The organism is Lyngbya sp. PCC 8106 (genome assembly GCF_000169095.1).
Classification (GTDB): domain Bacteria; phylum Cyanobacteriota; class Cyanobacteriia; order Cyanobacteriales; family Microcoleaceae; genus Capilliphycus.
Map to the genome: position 1 here is coordinate 104944 of NZ_AAVU01000010.1, position 15097 is coordinate 120040.

Below are 15097 nucleotides of genomic sequence, written 5' to 3' on the forward strand. Positions count from 1 at the left end.
GAGCAACTTTTAGCTGGCACTATTACCGATATTGTCATCGGATTTTTTGCTCATCTCCGGCTTGACTATTTTTAACTTTCTAGAACCTGAACCCTCTCTTGGCCCACCTTCAAAATCATCCTCCATCAAGTTTCCGATTGCTTCGTTTAGTTCTCCAGGATTCATAAAGATAATCTTGGAGTTATTACTCGCACTTAATTTATGATGTGCTTCCACATATTGTTTAGCAATCATATATTGAATAAACTCTCGACTATTGGGGGGAATTTGTAGAGATTTAGAGAGAATTTCTATGGCTTCGGCTTCACTTCGAGCAATACTAATTTCCGCCCGTTTTTTGTTTTCTGCTGCTTTTTCTTGCTCCATTGACTTCATAATTGCAGCCGGAGGGGTAACACTTTGGAGGTTAACCCGAATCACTTTAATTCCCCAATTTCCGGTCGCTTCATCTAAAGTTTTCAGGAGTAAATCGTTGATTTCATTAATTGAGGAAAATAGTTCTCTCATCTCAATTGTGGCAATTTTTGCCCGCAGCGTCGTCAAAACTAAGTTAGAGATAGAATCTTCAACTTGTTCGACCTCATAGTAAGATTTCTCGATATCTTCGATTTTCCAAAAAACAACAGCATCAACCGTTAAGGGAGTATTATCCCCGGTAATCACTTCCTGGGGTTTAATATCAATAAACCGTTCCCGAGTGGTATCGTAGTGAACAATCTTTTCTAGAAAAGGGAGAATATAACGAACTCCAGGTTTGAGGGTGCGATGACGGCCATTTAAGCCTTCAACAATGGCTTGATCTCCGCCACTGACGACTTTAATGGAGGAATTAAACACAACCCCAATCACTAATGCAGCAAAGAAGCTGAGTAAATATTGAGCCATAATGATGATGTAATGTCGAGTACCAAGTTCAAGAATAGGTCTATAGTAGCACCGTTTCTTCTCAATAGAGCAATGCCCTATAGACCGATTGACTGTTCCGTTAAACCAAAGGCTTTGTTCAGTCCTCTTTTCTTAACTCAACTTCACAACTGATGACTCAAAACCGCCCGATAACGAACTTGATTATTTCTCACTTTTTCCATGGCTTGATTTGCTTTTTCCATCGGGAAAATTTCGACAATGGGTTCAATTTGATAACGTTCAGCAACCGATAACATATCCTGCATCATCGCCCGTCCCCCGATCACCGACCCTAAAATTCGCCGACGCTTCATCAATAAAGGAAAGGCTGGAAAACTCAACGGGGCGTCGGGTACCCCAACCAGGGTTAAAGTGCCATCGGAGTCCAGAAAGTCAATGTAGGATGCCCAGTCTATGGACGCCGGAGCCGTACTTAATAGGATATTTAACGGTTGAGATGGGGCGGAAGGGGGTTGATTTTTTTCGACAATTACAGTTTCATCGGCGCCGAGTTGATGGGCAAATTCGGCTTTATCTTTTGAGGTGGTAAAAACAGTGACTCGGTTGCCCAATTTACTGGCAAATTGTACGGCGAGATGACCTAACCCCCCACTCCAATCACTCCAATTTCTAATCCTGAACCCATTCCCGCATATCGTAAGGCTGAATAAACGGTAATTCCGCCACAGAGTAAAGGCCCTGCAACATTTGTTTTAATACCATCAGGAATTGCAAAGGCAAACCGAGAATCTACTTCTAAATAATCAGCAAATCCTCCTGGCCCAGTGGCAATTAATGCTTGCATTTGATCACAGAGATTTTCCGAACCTCGCAAACAATCTCGACAGGATAAACAAGAACTTCGTTGCCAACCAATACCTACGCGATCGCCAACTTTGATATGATTAACTTGGGAACCGATTTCGATGACTTCTCCGATCACTTCGTGACCGGGAACGATGGGATAATTAGTCATTTCCCAGTCATTATCAACCATGTGTAGATCGGAGTGACAAATCCCACAAGATAAAACTTTAATGATACATTGAAAGTTCTGGGGAGATGGGGCTTCATAACTGTAAGGTTCGAGTTCTGCACCGGAAGTTTTAGCAGCTAATCCTTGAATTTTCATAGATTTTTTTAGGTCGATATAGACACTTTTTTTGCGCTGTTCGCGCTCTTATTTGTTGTTGGACTTTAGTCCGTTTTCTTGCGCCAAAGCACTACAATGACTTAACGGTTTGTTGTTGGACTTTAGTCCGTTTTCTTGCGCTAAAGCACCCCAACGAACTGAGTTTATTTTTGCTGATTTTGGGCTTGACTCATTATAAACTGCATTAACCCTGGAAACAACCGATAGGCTTCTGTTGCTATCGATGTCAACCCGACAACGGTTTCAGATTTTTTCTGATTCACCGCTTCCCAAATCGCCTTAGCAATATCTTCAGGTTGACTCACAAAAGAGGATTCTAACACACTTTGCATTTGTTGGCGACGGTTCTCTACTTCGCTGTTATTTTCGCCCCGAAATTGCGCTCTTTCCATGAAATTACTGTTAATAACTCCCGGATGAACGGCACAAACATTAATGCCTTTTGGATCGAGTTCTAAACGTAGAGTTTCTGTTAGTCCAGTTACCGCATATTTACTGGCACAATAAGCAGTCATATCGGGTAAAGGCATTTTTCCCCCAACAGAACCGACGTTAACAATTGTTCCTTTTTTGCGTTCAATAAAATGGGGCAAAAGGGCGTTAATTGTATGTACATAACCCCAGAAGTTGGTATTCATTAATTGTTGCCAATCTTCTAAGGTTGTTTTTGCCATAGAACCCGTTAAACAAATTCCGGCATTATTCACTAACACATCAATATTTCCGTAAACCTCTAAGGCTTTTTCAACTAACTCTTGAACCTGTTGAACCTCTCCCACATCTGTAGCAATTGCGAATGCTGAACCGCCAAGACTTCGCACTTCGTTTGCAGCAGTTTCTAATCGCTCAAAATTCCGAGCGGTTAACACCACATTATAGCCTTTTTGAGCAAAGAGTAAAGCCGTTGCTTTCCCACTGCCTTGAGACGCGCCAGTAATTAAAACCGTAGAAACCATAAACTCTAAAATTGTGAAAGGATCAACTGTAAATCGTTAGAACTTGTATTCCATATAGTTATGATAATCTTTTCATCTGAAAATTCAATCCTCAAAAAGATAGAATTTGAGACGGCTGAAAAGTACAACCGGAAAAAACCTCTTTGTTATGATGCAAAACTCTAATTCAACTTCTCCCTGGCTTGTCGCGTTGGTGGTCTTGGTCGGTGTCATTGCGGTTTCAACGGGGGCAATTTTAGTCCGTTTAGCAATAGCAACCGCCGAAGTCAATACAATCGGATTTAGTTTAGTGATGTCAGCATCTCGCCTCAGTTTTGCGGCATTACTTTTAGTTCCAACTTGGCAAAAAATTACTTGGAAAACGCTACAACCTGGCGCGTTATTTTATGCAGCCATAGCCGGAATTTTTCTAGCCTTACATTTTGCGACTTGGATCACCTCTTTATCTTATACCTCGATAGCCGCTTCGACAACATTAGTCACAACTAGCCCGGTTTGGGTGGCAATATTATCAGCAATTTGGTTAAAAGAAAAACCGTCAAAATTAACAATATTGGGGATTATCATTGCTTTAACCGGAGGACTGATCATTGCGTTAGGAGACGGGAATACAACAGAAGCGAGTCGTAACCCAATACTCGGAAATAGTTTAGCCTTAATCGGGGCTTGGGCAATTAGTTTTTATCTCATTTTCGGACGAGAAGCCCAACAACGAGGCTTTAAAATAGGCGGATATATTGCAGTCGCTTATAGCGTTGCCGCAGTAATATTATTACCTTTACCCTTTTTCTTCGGAACAAATTATAGCGGGTACCCGAGTTTAGTGTATGTTTACCTAGTGCTGATGGCAATTTTACCGCAACTCGTCGGACATACCAGTTTTAGCTGGGCGGTTAATCGCACCTCTCCAACTTTAGTGATGTTAGCGATATTATTTGAACCTGTGGGGGCAAGTGGTTTAGGATATCTATTTTTTCAGGAAATTCCTTCTTTAACAGTGGTCGGAGGTGCTATTATAATTTTAATCGGAGTAGCGATCGCCGTATTAGGTACAAAATCCAATACAATTTAATCTGAAAATAACGCTACACTTCTAATAACAGCAGTTCACTAGCACTTCGAGACCCCGAACTTTTTCCGAAAGGGTTGGCAGATGTCACCCAACTCTATACCCTTTAACTTAAAGTCGATTGCTGCTGGAAATTGCTTCTATCGATGAATTAACGCTTACTCAACATTTAAACAATTACCGATGACTGCTACTCAAGCCACTTTTCCGATTGACCTCGGGGCCTACAAACCCCTCTCACTCGATCCCGCTAATGCGACTCTCACCAACGAACAGCGGGAAACCCTCAAAGCCAATATCCAATTTTGTCGAGATCTGATTGTCTTTTTCACCGCCACGGGTGCAGCTAGAGGCGTCGGCGGTCATACAGGCGGCCCCTATGATACCGTACCAGAAGTCATGATCCTCGATGCCTTATTCCGAGGCGCGGCTGACAAATTTGTACCAATTTTCTTTGATGAAGCCGGACACCGAGTTGCGACTCAATACCTGATGGCTGCGCTGGGGGGTGAACTTCCCGCCGAAAAACTCCTACATTACCGCGAAGCTCATTCTACCCTACCGGGACACCCTGAACTTGGACTTACTCCAGGCGTAAAATTTAGTTCAGGTCGTTTGGGTCATATGTGGCCTTATGTTAACGGTGTAGCGTTGGCAAACTCAGGTAAAACGGTTTTCTGTTTGGGTTCAGACGGTTCACAACAGGAAGGAGACGACGCCGAAGCCGCCCGTTTAGCCGTTTCTCAGCAGCTTAACGTTAAACTCCTGATTGACGATAACGACGTAACCATTGCCGGACATCCTTCTGATTATATGCCCGGTTACAGCGTTGCCCAAACTTTAGCGGGTCACGGACTGAAAATTTTAGAAGGAAATGGCGAAGATATTGATGATCTTTACCGTCGGATATGTGAAGCCGTAAATACCGATGGCCCGGTTGCCGTTGTCAATAAGCGTCCGATGGCGGTTGGTATCGAGGGGATAGAAGGGTCTGAACATGGTCACGATGTGATCCCCCTCGATAAAGCAATTAAATACCTCGAAGCCAAGGGTAAAACTGCTGCGGTAGACTATCTCAAGAGTATTGAGAAGCCGAAGAACACCTACACTTTCATGGGTTCGAGTGATAAACTGGGGTCGAACCGGAATGTGTTTGGGGAAGCGGTGGTTTCGGTTTTGAAAGGAATAAGTGATGCCGAACGCAAAGAAAAAGTCATTTGTATTGACAGTGACTTAGAAGGATCTTGTGGTTTGAAAGCGATCGGTGAAGCGTTCCCAGATATTTATATTAAAGCCGGAATCATGGAACGAGGCAACCTCTCGGCAGCCGCAGGCTTCGGGATGGAAAAAGGCAAACAGGGAATTTTTGCCACGTTCAGCGCCTTTTTAGAAATGTGTATTTCTGAAATTACGATGGCACGGTTGAATTATTCTAACCTGCTTTGTCATTTTTCTCACTCCGGTATTGATGACATGGCTGATAATACTTGTCACTTCGGTTTGAACAATATGTTCGCTGATAATGGCTTGGATGATGGCTATGAAACGCGGTTATATTTCCCCGCAGATGCGAACCAAATGAAGGCTTGTGTTGAGTCGGTCTTTTCTGATCCGGGGTTGCGGTTTATTTTCTCAACTCGTTCAAAAGTGCCTTATATTCTCAACACTGATGGTAGTAATTTCTTCGGCGACGGATACAAATTTGTTCCGGGGAAAGATGAAGTCATCCGCGAAGGTACAGCCGGATATATTATTAGTTTTGGGGCAGCTTTGTATCGTTCTCTCGATGCGGTTGAACGTCTCAAACAAGAAGGAATTGATGTCGGTTTAATTAATAAGGCGACGTTGAATGTGGTTGATGAAGACATGATGGCAAAAGTGGGTCAGTCTCCAATGGTGATCGTCTCAGAAGCGTTTAACCGTCGGACTGGACTGGGTAGCCGTTTTGGAACTTGGTTGTTAGAACGTGGGTTCTCTCCGAAGTTTGCCAGCTTAGGAACTCATCACGAAGGTTGTGGCGGCTTGTGGGAACAATTCCCCCATCAAGGTATTGATCCAACGGGTATTATCAACAAGGTTAAACAGTTAGCCAAATAAAACAGTTTAAACAGTTGTAGGGTGCGTCAACTCATTAATCTTTAAATTCTTGATAAAAAATGAGAGAAATTGACGCACCATAATCATATTAGGGGCGGGTTTATATAGGTTATTGATGGGAAACATACATCTGTACAGAACTCGCCCCTACTGTTTACTATAAAACCCGTATTCTCGCCCAAATCAATTAATCATCATAACTAAAATTTAGACTCACCATTTCGTTAGAATTTCCTCGACGACAAAAGACAACATTGTTACCCCGATTTTCTTTGAAACAAGCAACTTGCTGTTCAAACGCTCTAAGATTATTCTGATAACGACCTGGATCAATACCGAGTTTTTGTCGAAATTCTCCCCATGTCACATCGACAACAGCTTCACCTCCACAAATCATTTCCACTTCGCCTCTTTCGATATCCACATCCCCGAGATCGACTTCCACTTCTGCATCTTCTATTTCTAAAATGCGACAGGCTTCTAATTTATTCTCTCCACAAGCTGCTAAAATAGCGACAAGTGGGATCGCCAGAGTGAAAATTCCGATTGATCTAATGGGTTTTAACACGATAGTCTTGACTCAATTCGACTCGATAGGATTAACTACATCGATATTTGAGCCGACTTCGGAAAGTTTACAAAGGTTATATTTAGGTTATATTTAGGTAAACAAGATTATCTCAAGGTTAAGCGATTCTCCTATTGAGAGGCTACGCCAACGCAAACCCCGTATGAGGTCTAACATCAGGAAGATGAAACCCTAAAACAATGCGATCTTTAGGAATTCCAGCTTCTACTAATTCCGGTGTAATTCCATCTTCGGTATCATCCCGTTGAACCCAAATTTTACCCTCAATAATATCCAAGTGAACCATACAACTGTGTATTCGCTTAACTCCATCCCATCCCAAACTAATAATTAAATAACTATCTATTTCGGAGTCAACAACTAATTTATATTCAACCTCATCATGGGTGTAAAATTTTGCATTTGCAGCTAAAACTTGTTTAATGATTTGTCTATCCTGGTTTAAGGTATCCATCGGACAATCACCTCTTTTTTGGGTTCAAAAATTAATAAATTTAGGTTTTCGGTTTCGATTAAAAGTTGACCTATGGGTTCTTCAAAAGTAGATTGATAAGTTGTTTCACGCACAGCTAGATACAATCCACGATTCGGTTCTGTTTTACGAAGAACAGCACGATACATCACAAACTGTCCAACTGCATTTCGCAAATCTTCAACATCAGAATAACCGATAAAGCTTTTGATTTCAACGGCTATTTTTTGATCTTCTAGTTCGGCGGCGAGTAGCTGTTTTGCACCTAAGTCTACATACATATCCTTAGTTCCCCATCTCAGATGCAAGGGATCGTGAGTAATTGTCCAATTCTCTTTAATTAAGGCATTTTTAACCGCATCGTGATAGAGATCTAAAGCTGGCATAATTCTCTAGAACAGCAATCAATATCTACTATTATACCTGATTTATTCAAGTTGGGAAAGTCCCAATTTTCGAGCTACTTCTATAGAAGCAACCGGATAAACGGTTTCTGTGGGAGTTATTAAATCCCTCTAATCTCCCCCACAAATAAATTGATATTGTTCGCGAACAAACTCAGAAATATATTCAATTTTAAGACTCCATTCTTGAGTATATTTTTGTAAGATTTCGCCTTCTTGATATCACGACTAATATATCAAATCATAAAAATTCTGTTTTAGTAAAATCCGCACCTTCTAATTTCAGAAATATTTTGCGAAGAAGCTGTTGTCATCAATACAGGATTACAGCTTAAAAAGATGAATTTAAAGAAAATCATTCAAAGCATCATTCGCGAGGAACTTGACGGAACTTCTGAAAATTGGGTACGATTTTCGAGACTCGCATTAATATTAAGTCGTGATGGAATTAAAATCCAAGCAGGATACTTTGATAAAAATCCAGATTTTCGCATTTACAGAACCAACAATACTAATGTATTTTATATCGCGCTACCTGAATATTTACCTCAAAATAATACAAAGCATCCTCCCATCAGAAAAAGAGTATCTCAATCTAGAAAGGTTATTTCCAAAGCGGTTAATAAACCTCCTCAACCCAAGCTTACTCCAGATACAATTAATTCCCCAGAAAGTTTAGAACAGGCTTTTTTAGACATTCTCATCTATTTAACTGAAAATCAACCCAATCATTTTATTCACCCAGAAATCTTCGGCAATCAATTTTATTACATCTATCAGAAACCCATTCGACAAGTGATAAAAGAATTTTTTCCCAATAAAAAACTGAAAAATGTATTAAATGAAAGCTCATTATTCTTAGTTCGAGAGTCGTCTAAAGACTCAAATAAATGGGAAGTCGCGATCGCCAAACTTGTCAAGCAGGTGTTCTAGAAACCATGAATTATTTGTTAACAGGAGTAGTTCTAAAAACTATATAGCAAGGGTTTTAGGGATTGATCTTCATCCTATTTTTAGGAAAGTTCAGGGTGTAAGCAAGAGGGCGCAAGTTTTACACCCCGACAAAGTTGTATTTTGTTGTATTCTATCGAGTTAAAAAATCCTAAAATTTACTTGCTATCCCAGAGGATGTTTAGCTTTCGATAAAGCCGCCTCATAGCTTTTTTTATTGCTTTGAACAGACTTCATCAAATCAACAACTGGGTTAGGATAATCCACCCCTAATTTAACACCAAACCGCTTTTGTTCTACGGGTTGTAACATCCAAGGTTCGTGAACTTTTGACGCAGGTAAAGCCGCTAATTCTGGCAACCAATGCTTAACATAATCACCATTGGAGTCATAATCTTTAGCTTGTTTAGGAATATTAAAATACCGAAACCCTCGCGCATCATTTCCGACTCCTGCGGTATAGTTCCAGTTTCCCCAATTACTACAAACATCATAATCAACTAACAGCGACTCGAACCATTCCGCCCCCATTTTCCAATTTATTCCCAAATTTTTAGTCAGAAAACTGGCTACATTTTGCCGCCCTCGGTTCGACATAAAACCTGTCGCTGCAAGTTCGCGCATATTCGCATCAACTAGGGGAAAACCTGTGGTTCCTGTACGCCAACATTCAAACCGTTCCCAGTCTTCTTTCCAGGGAATTGAAACCCCTTGTAACCCAGACAGACGGAAGATTTTATTGCCATGTTTCAGACAAATAAACCTAAAATAATCCCGCCATAACAACTCAAATACTAACCAATAAGTTGAGTCATTTTTTACCCGTTGTTCTTCATAATCTTGTACATGATCATAAATAAAACGAGGTGATAAACATCCTAGTGCTAACCAGGGAGAAAATTTAGAGGAATAATTTGCCCCTAACATTCCATTCCGGGTTTGTTTATAGTCTTTTAAACAATCTTGTTCCCAAATATAATCAGTTAACCGAGAAATTCCGGCTGTTTCTCCGCCTTGAAATTTTAAAACTGATCGTTGATCAAACTGAGGTGTTTCTAAACCTAACTTTTGTAGTGTTGGCAATTCTCCAACTTCAATTTGAGGTAAAATCGGTAAACGTTGAGGTGTGGGAAAGGACGCATAAATTGTGCCATTTTTCTCAACTTGTTTCCGAAATTGGGTGAAAACTTCAGGAATTCTGTTAATTGAAAACGGTAAATCATCAAGATCATAAAGGGTTGCTCCCCAATAGGATTTTAATGATACATCTAAAGGGTTTAACGCTTTTTCTAATGTGGTTTCAACGGCTAATTCTTCTGAGGTTACTTCACGATAATAGTAAACTTCATCAATTCCTAATTGTTTGACAAGTTCAGGAATAACTGTCTCCGGGAAATCATAACGAACGATTAAATCACTTCCTAATTTTCTCAGGGAGTTGCGTAAATCTGTTACGCTTTCGAGTAAAAATTGAGCGCGAAATACTCCCGTTTTAGGAAATCCAAAGGAGGTTTTTCCAAATTGTCGGGGGTCAAAACAGTAAACGGGAATGATCTCTGCTTGCGCTTTCACTGCTAAATGTAGCGGTTCATGGTCATGGACTCGTAAATCGTTACGATACCAGATGAGAACTCGTTTATCACTCATTTTTCCTTGACCTGAATTAACCTCGTTACAAATATTAACAGAGATATCAGAATTTAACAATTTCACACAAAATTAACAACAGAGGTTCAATGCAATTACAATTAAATGATGGCTATATTTGAAGTGATCAGCGTCAAATTAGAGTTATACTTATAAAAGGTGCAAGCTTAATCTATTAATAATAATGAATATAACTATTGAACTTGAAGTTTTTCAGAAAGAGTGGTTACAAGGTATTATAGAAGGTAATCCTTCAACTTTAGAACTGGGACGCCGTTTTGCAAGAAAATTAGTAACTCAGTGGCTAGATGTCGATGAGTCCTCAGATGATATTGTCTATTGTGATGGTAGCGGAGATGGAGGAATTGATATTGCATATCTGCATCGAGGTGATAGTCTAGATGAAAGCACTGAAGAAGGAGATACATGGTATTTAGTTCAAAGCAAGTATGGTAAAGCATTTTCAGGAACGGGTACTCTATTAAGCGAATCTCAAAAAATAATTGATACTCTTGATGGTGGTCGAAATCGACTGTCATCATTAGTTGAAGATTTAGTAGAACGTTTAACTAACTTCCGACAGCAAGCATCAGAACGTGACAAGATGATACTTGTATTTGCTACAGAAACCGCCTTAAATGATACAGAAAAACGAGCGTTAAACGATATTCTCAGTATGGGAAGAAATAGATTAGGAGCAATTTTTGATGTCGAAGCCGTTTCAATTGAAACAATTTATCAGAGAATTATAGAAAATAGTCCTACGCGAATTAAAATGCCTTTAAGAGCAAGTGATGCTAAGGGGGATAAATTATTGGTTGGTGCAGTTAAATTAAAAGACTTATACAATTTTATGAAAGATTATAAGGAATCTACAGGTGACTTAGATCAACTCTATGAGAAGAATGTTCGTCGTTTTTTAAGCTCAAGAAGAAAGGTGAATAAAGCCATCAAAAAAACTCTTGAGCAAGAGCCAGAAAACTTTGGACTTTATAACAATGGAGTGACCATCGTAGTCGAAGACTTTGGAAAAACAAATAAAGGATATGGATATGAGTTGGTTGAGCCTTATGTGGTTAACGGCTGTCAAACTACTCGAACTATCTGGGATGTTTTATATAAAAAGCTAGAAGCTGGTGGTACTGGCTCTAGTAAAACCTTACAAGAATGGAAGGAAAAATTATCTAAAGGAGTTGTTATTCTTAAAATTGTTAAAGTCGGCTCAGAGGGGGAAGAACTATTAACTCAAATTACACGTTATACCAATAGTCAAAATGCTGTTAATGAAAAAGATTTTTTAGCTTTAACATCTGATTTTAGAACATGGGCTAAACAGATCGCAGAAAAGCATAATCTATTTCTTGAAATACAACGAGGTGGTTGGGATTCACAAAAAGCATTGCAAAGTCAAAATCCTGGTACACATCAGTTTAAAAATTGGGCTAATGCTTTTGATCTTTTGAAAGTATATGGTGCTGGATGGTTAGGAGAAGCAGGACTTGCTTTTGGAACAAATGCACCTTTTCTACCAAAAGGTAAAATTTTTGAAAAAATAATGAATCAAAAGGAATCTAATCAAGCTTTTGGAGTTGATGACTTATACGCAGCTTATCTTCTTCAAAAGACTTCCAATGAAAAATATAAGTTTGGAAGAGAAGGGGAGCCTAGCCGACGCTTTACTCGTTTCTTGTATTACATGGTAGTCATAGATTTACTTAAGTCAGTAATGATTAATGCTCCAATAGAATCAACCCCTGTCAAAGTTACTGAATCATTTTTAAAACTCTTTCAATCTGAGTTTGAACTAGCTCGTGATGCGCTGCTTGATACAGCAATACAACTTATAGACGATTATATGACAGAAGGAACTGATGAGTCCGTTTACAAAGAACCCGAGTGTAAATCAAAAGATGTTAAAGGATATATGCGATCAGAACAGTTAGGTAAAAGTGAAGAATCATCCCCTCAACTCCTTAAATCATTGTCCATTCATAAAAAAGTTATGAAAAGAAAAACAGGCGATACACAGTCTCCTTTTGACTTGATTTTAGCAGCTATAAACTCTTGACTTTATTCTGGATAAATTGATTGAGCAACATTTTAGTCAAGTAGTGTATGATTGACGAAGTGATCGCTAAACTCTCTGAATTTTTTCAATGATGCCAAATTTCTCGCTTCAAATCAGCGATAATCAAAAACAGGCAAAAATCGAGTATCCTAAGAGAACTGCAAACTCCCACACCACCCATTATGAGACTTGAGGAAGCTGTAGAATTCGCTGAAAATCCTGAACCCCGTTGTCCTTGTGTGCTGTTGTTGGACACTTCCGCCTCCATGCAAGGTGTACCCATCGATGCCCTCAATGATGGCCTCAACACGTTTAGACATGATTTAGCTCGTGATGAACTGGCAAAAAAACGGGTCGAAGTTGCGATTATTTCCTTCGATAATCAGGTGAAAATTGTACAAGATTTTGTCACTGCTGACCAGTTTGAACCCCCATTATTAACTGCACAGGGGCAAACTTTTATGGGAACAGCAATTAACCAAGCCCTAGATTTAGTTGCTGCTCGTAAAGCCGAATATCGTAATAATGGAATTGCCTACTATCGCCCTTGGGTGTTTCTGATTACCGATGGTGAACCGCAGGGTGAGTCTGAACGTATGGCGGAGCAAGCGGCTGAACGTATTAAACAAGAAGAAGGTAATAAACAGGTTGCTTTTTTTGCGGTTGGAGTGGAAGGGGCGAATATGGAACGCCTGAGTTTAATCGTTGAACGCGCTCCTTTAAAATTAAAAGGATTAGACTTTAGAGAAATGTTTATTTGGTTGTCTGCAAGTATGCAAATGGTGTCTCATTCCAAAGTCGATGAACAGATTGCTTTACCGCCGCCAGGATGGGGAGCTGTCTAATTAAATCTGCCCATTACTAATCGTTAATTAATTGCTATTCGCTAATTTCTGAGCATCTTTTACGGGATATCCCATGTCTAACTGCGACTCCAATTGGCAAATTGTATCGGCATCAGTACGGGGAACGAGCCATGAAAAATTTGATCTTCCCTGTCAAGATGCTCACTGCTACAAAAGATTATCTGATAATCTTTTAATTTTGGCTGTGGCGGATGGAGCCGGTTCAGCGAGATTGTCAGAAATTGGCTCAAAAGTAGCAGTAGAAACGGCTGTAAATACTCTTGCTCAAATGATTGATCTTCCCTTTTCATCACCAGAAGAAATTGACTGGAAAGGACGATTAATGAACTCTTTAAATGCAGCAAAAATGGCAGTAGAAGCCGAAGCTAGTGTTCAAGACGTGGAAATTCGAGAATTAGCAACAACACTGATTTTGGTGTTAGCAACCTCTAATTTTATTGCTGTTGCTCAGGTGGGTGATGGAGCAGCAGTTGTAGAAGATAAAGCGGGAAAAATAGAAGCGATTACCCAACCCGAACAGGGTGAATATTTGAATGAAACAAAATTTTTGATTGGGTTTAATGCGGTGGAAACGTCACAAATCAAGGTTTGGGAAGGTGAACCGACTCATTTAGCAATTTTTTCCGATGGCTTACAAATGTTAGCTTTGAAAATGCCCGAAGCAACTCCCCATCGACCTTTCTTTTCGCCCCTATTTAAGTTTGTTTCGATGATTACAGATCAACAAGATGCTCAAGAACAGTTAGAATCTTTTTTGCGATCGCCTCGTGTGACTGAACGAACTGATGATGATTTAACGCTAATTCTAGCTGCATTATAACATATAAATCAGCCAAAATCAATCTTTAAACTGGTCGTTCAAACAGAGTCTTGAAATTAATTGATAAAAATCCGGTTCTCCCGACAAAGTGAAGGAGTATTCAGTTGTATTCCCTTAAATTCAGGTTATACGTTAACTGTATATATCAATACCAATGAGTCCACATTTTCTTCGTACTCTGCGATTAACTTTACTCCGTTTTAGCCTCGTTATTCTATTAACTCCTGCTTTATTCTACTTAGGACTGTTACTCAAACGACCCCTACCCACTGCTAAACAAGAACAACTGTTTCAAGGGATTACATACCAACGAATTCGCCGTTCAAAACCCGATCCTTTAATGATTCATATTGTTAAAATTGACTTAACAACTCCAGGGATTGAACTTTTAGTAACACCAGGAGAACAGGGAGAAGATGATCAGGATATTTCTGCTCAAACCACTTCAGAATTTCTACAGAAACATTACTTACAACTAGCAATTAACGGCAGTTTTTTTCATCCCTTTTATGTGCATAATCCGATAGATTATTACCCCAATTCAGGAGAGCGAGTTAATATTTTTGGACAGGCAATTTCTCAGGGAAAAATCTACTCAATAGTTAATAAAGGATGGTCAGTGCTTTGTATTTCTCCTAAAAAAAAGGCAGAAATTTACTTTGATACTTGTCCGAAAAATACGCTTCAAGGGATAGCAGGTAATCTAATTTTAATCGATCAAGGTCAACCTATTAAAGTCAAAAAATTCTCAGATGCTAATCAAAAGTTTCCACGAACGGCTGTAGCAATTGACAAAACAGGAGAAACGCTCTGGTTAATTTTAATTGATGGTCGTCAATCCTGGTATAGTAAAGGCGTAACCTTAGCCACCTTAACGAATATTATCCAGGAACTAGATGGGGTTGAAACCGCATTAAATTTTGATGGTGGGGGTTCTACAACGTTAGTGATTTCTGAGGGAACAGATACCAAAGTTTTAAATGCACCCTTTCATAGTCGAATTCCCATGCGTCAGCGTCCAGTCGCCAATCATTTAGGAATTTATGCTTTACCCATTGAACAAAAATAAGACCATTTTGACTCTTTTTTAAAGTTGTTT

The 15097-nt window shown here is 39.6% G+C and carries 15 protein-coding genes; 7 read left to right on the forward strand and 8 right to left on the reverse strand.

Annotated features, from left to right (window positions below; all coding sequences use genetic code 11):
* Positions 1-9: 9 nt before the first annotated feature.
* From L8106_RS09115 to L8106_RS09125, 4 genes are all read right to left on the reverse strand, one after another.
* A complete protein-coding gene (locus L8106_RS09115) occupies positions 10-885 on the reverse strand; it encodes an SPFH domain-containing protein (RefSeq protein ID WP_009783973.1) in 876 nt (291 codons plus the stop codon).
* 143 nt (positions 886-1028) lie between these two features.
* Positions 1029-1478 carry a zinc-binding dehydrogenase gene (locus tag L8106_RS33550; RefSeq protein WP_009783974.1) on the reverse strand — a complete coding sequence of 150 codons (450 nt, stop codon included), beginning with the start codon at positions 1476-1478 and terminating at the stop codon, positions 1029-1031.
* 29 nt (positions 1479-1507) lie between these two features.
* Complete coding sequence (locus L8106_RS33555) at positions 1508-2038, reverse strand: alcohol dehydrogenase catalytic domain-containing protein (protein WP_009783975.1); 531 nt, start codon at positions 2036-2038, stop codon at positions 1508-1510.
* A 164-nt stretch (positions 2039-2202) separates the two neighbouring features.
* On the reverse strand, positions 2203-3015 hold the full coding sequence (locus L8106_RS09125) for an SDR family oxidoreductase (protein ID WP_009783976.1): 813 nt from the start codon (positions 3013-3015) through the stop codon (positions 2203-2205).
* Positions 3016-3166: 151 nt separating this feature from the next.
* On the opposite strand from L8106_RS09125, the gene L8106_RS09130 reads away from it, so the two are divergent.
* Positions 3167-4087, forward strand: coding sequence for a DMT family transporter (locus tag L8106_RS09130; RefSeq protein ID WP_009783977.1), 921 nt, complete (start codon positions 3167-3169; stop codon positions 4085-4087).
* 180 nt (positions 4088-4267) lie between these two features.
* Positions 4268-6181, forward strand: a complete 1914-nt coding sequence (locus L8106_RS09135; RefSeq protein ID WP_009783978.1) for a transketolase C-terminal domain-containing protein — start codon at positions 4268-4270, stop codon at positions 6179-6181.
* A 187-nt stretch (positions 6182-6368) separates the two neighbouring features.
* Here L8106_RS09135 and L8106_RS09140 read toward each other — a convergent pair whose 3' ends face one another.
* From L8106_RS09140 to L8106_RS09150, 3 genes are all read right to left on the reverse strand, one after another.
* Positions 6369-6749 carry a hypothetical protein gene (locus L8106_RS09140; protein ID WP_009783979.1) on the reverse strand — a complete coding sequence of 127 codons (381 nt, stop codon included), beginning with the start codon at positions 6747-6749 and terminating at the stop codon, positions 6369-6371.
* 142 nt (positions 6750-6891) lie between these two features.
* A complete protein-coding gene (locus L8106_RS09145) occupies positions 6892-7224 on the reverse strand; it encodes a XisI protein (protein ID WP_009783980.1) in 333 nt (110 codons plus the stop codon).
* Complete coding sequence (locus L8106_RS09150; protein ID WP_009783981.1) at positions 7212-7628, reverse strand: element excision factor XisH family protein; 417 nt, start codon at positions 7626-7628, stop codon at positions 7212-7214. Before L8106_RS09150 ends, L8106_RS09145 begins: the two co-directional genes overlap by 13 nt.
* Positions 7629-7985: 357 nt before the next feature.
* On the opposite strand from L8106_RS09150, the gene L8106_RS09155 reads away from it, so the two are divergent.
* Positions 7986-8579: a hypothetical protein gene (locus L8106_RS09155; protein ID WP_009783982.1), complete on the forward strand. Its 594-nt coding sequence runs from the start codon at positions 7986-7988 to the stop codon at positions 8577-8579.
* A 183-nt stretch (positions 8580-8762) separates the two neighbouring features.
* Here L8106_RS09155 and L8106_RS09160 read toward each other — a convergent pair whose 3' ends face one another.
* Complete coding sequence (locus tag L8106_RS09160; RefSeq protein ID WP_039895826.1) at positions 8763-10244, reverse strand: DASH family cryptochrome; 1482 nt, start codon at positions 10242-10244, stop codon at positions 8763-8765.
* Between the two features lie 184 nt (positions 10245-10428).
* On the opposite strand from L8106_RS09160, the gene L8106_RS09165 reads away from it, so the two are divergent.
* From L8106_RS09165 to L8106_RS09180, 4 genes are all read left to right on the forward strand, one after another.
* Positions 10429-12312, forward strand: coding sequence for an AIPR family protein (locus L8106_RS09165; protein WP_009783984.1), 1884 nt, complete (start codon positions 10429-10431; stop codon positions 12310-12312).
* Positions 12313-12494: 182 nt separating this feature from the next.
* Positions 12495-13157 carry a VWA domain-containing protein gene (locus tag L8106_RS09170; protein ID WP_009783985.1) on the forward strand — a complete coding sequence of 221 codons (663 nt, stop codon included), beginning with the start codon at positions 12495-12497 and terminating at the stop codon, positions 13155-13157.
* A gap of 73 nt (positions 13158-13230) precedes the next feature.
* On the forward strand, positions 13231-13998 hold the full coding sequence (locus tag L8106_RS09175) for a PP2C family serine/threonine-protein phosphatase (RefSeq protein ID WP_009783986.1): 768 nt from the start codon (positions 13231-13233) through the stop codon (positions 13996-13998).
* A gap of 154 nt (positions 13999-14152) precedes the next feature.
* Entirely contained in the window at positions 14153-15067 is a 915-nt protein-coding gene (locus tag L8106_RS09180; RefSeq protein WP_009783987.1) for a phosphodiester glycosidase family protein, read from the forward strand.
* Positions 15068-15097: the final 30 nt, after the last annotated feature.

Excerpts from the sequence above, each read along its gene's own strand:
- L8106_RS09115 (WP_009783973.1), bottom strand. The coding sequence starts at position 885 with ATGGCTCAATATTTACTCAGCTTCTTTGCTGCATTAGTGATTGGGGTT.
- L8106_RS33555 (WP_009783975.1), bottom strand. The coding sequence starts at position 2,038 with ATGAAAATTCAAGGATTAGCTGCTAAAACTTCCGGTGCAGAACTCGAA.
- L8106_RS09125 (WP_009783976.1), bottom strand. The coding sequence starts at position 3,015 with ATGGTTTCTACGGTTTTAATTACTGGCGCGTCTCAAGGCAGTGGGAAA.
- L8106_RS09130 (WP_009783977.1), top strand. The coding sequence starts at position 3,167 with ATGCAAAACTCTAATTCAACTTCTCCCTGGCTTGTCGCGTTGGTGGTC.
- L8106_RS09135 (WP_009783978.1), top strand. The coding sequence starts at position 4,268 with ATGACTGCTACTCAAGCCACTTTTCCGATTGACCTCGGGGCCTACAAA.
- L8106_RS09145 (WP_009783980.1), bottom strand. The coding sequence starts at position 7,224 with ATGGATACCTTAAACCAGGATAGACAAATCATTAAACAAGTTTTAGCT.
- L8106_RS09150 (WP_009783981.1), bottom strand. The coding sequence starts at position 7,628 with ATGCCAGCTTTAGATCTCTATCACGATGCGGTTAAAAATGCCTTAATT.
- L8106_RS09155 (WP_009783982.1), top strand. The coding sequence starts at position 7,986 with ATGAATTTAAAGAAAATCATTCAAAGCATCATTCGCGAGGAACTTGAC.
- L8106_RS09160 (WP_039895826.1), bottom strand. The coding sequence starts at position 10,244 with ATGAGTGATAAACGAGTTCTCATCTGGTATCGTAACGATTTACGAGTC.
- L8106_RS09165 (WP_009783984.1), top strand. The coding sequence starts at position 10,429 with ATGAATATAACTATTGAACTTGAAGTTTTTCAGAAAGAGTGGTTACAA.
- L8106_RS09170 (WP_009783985.1), top strand. The coding sequence starts at position 12,495 with ATGAGACTTGAGGAAGCTGTAGAATTCGCTGAAAATCCTGAACCCCGT.
- L8106_RS09175 (WP_009783986.1), top strand. The coding sequence starts at position 13,231 with ATGTCTAACTGCGACTCCAATTGGCAAATTGTATCGGCATCAGTACGG.
- L8106_RS09180 (WP_009783987.1), top strand. The coding sequence starts at position 14,153 with ATGAGTCCACATTTTCTTCGTACTCTGCGATTAACTTTACTCCGTTTT.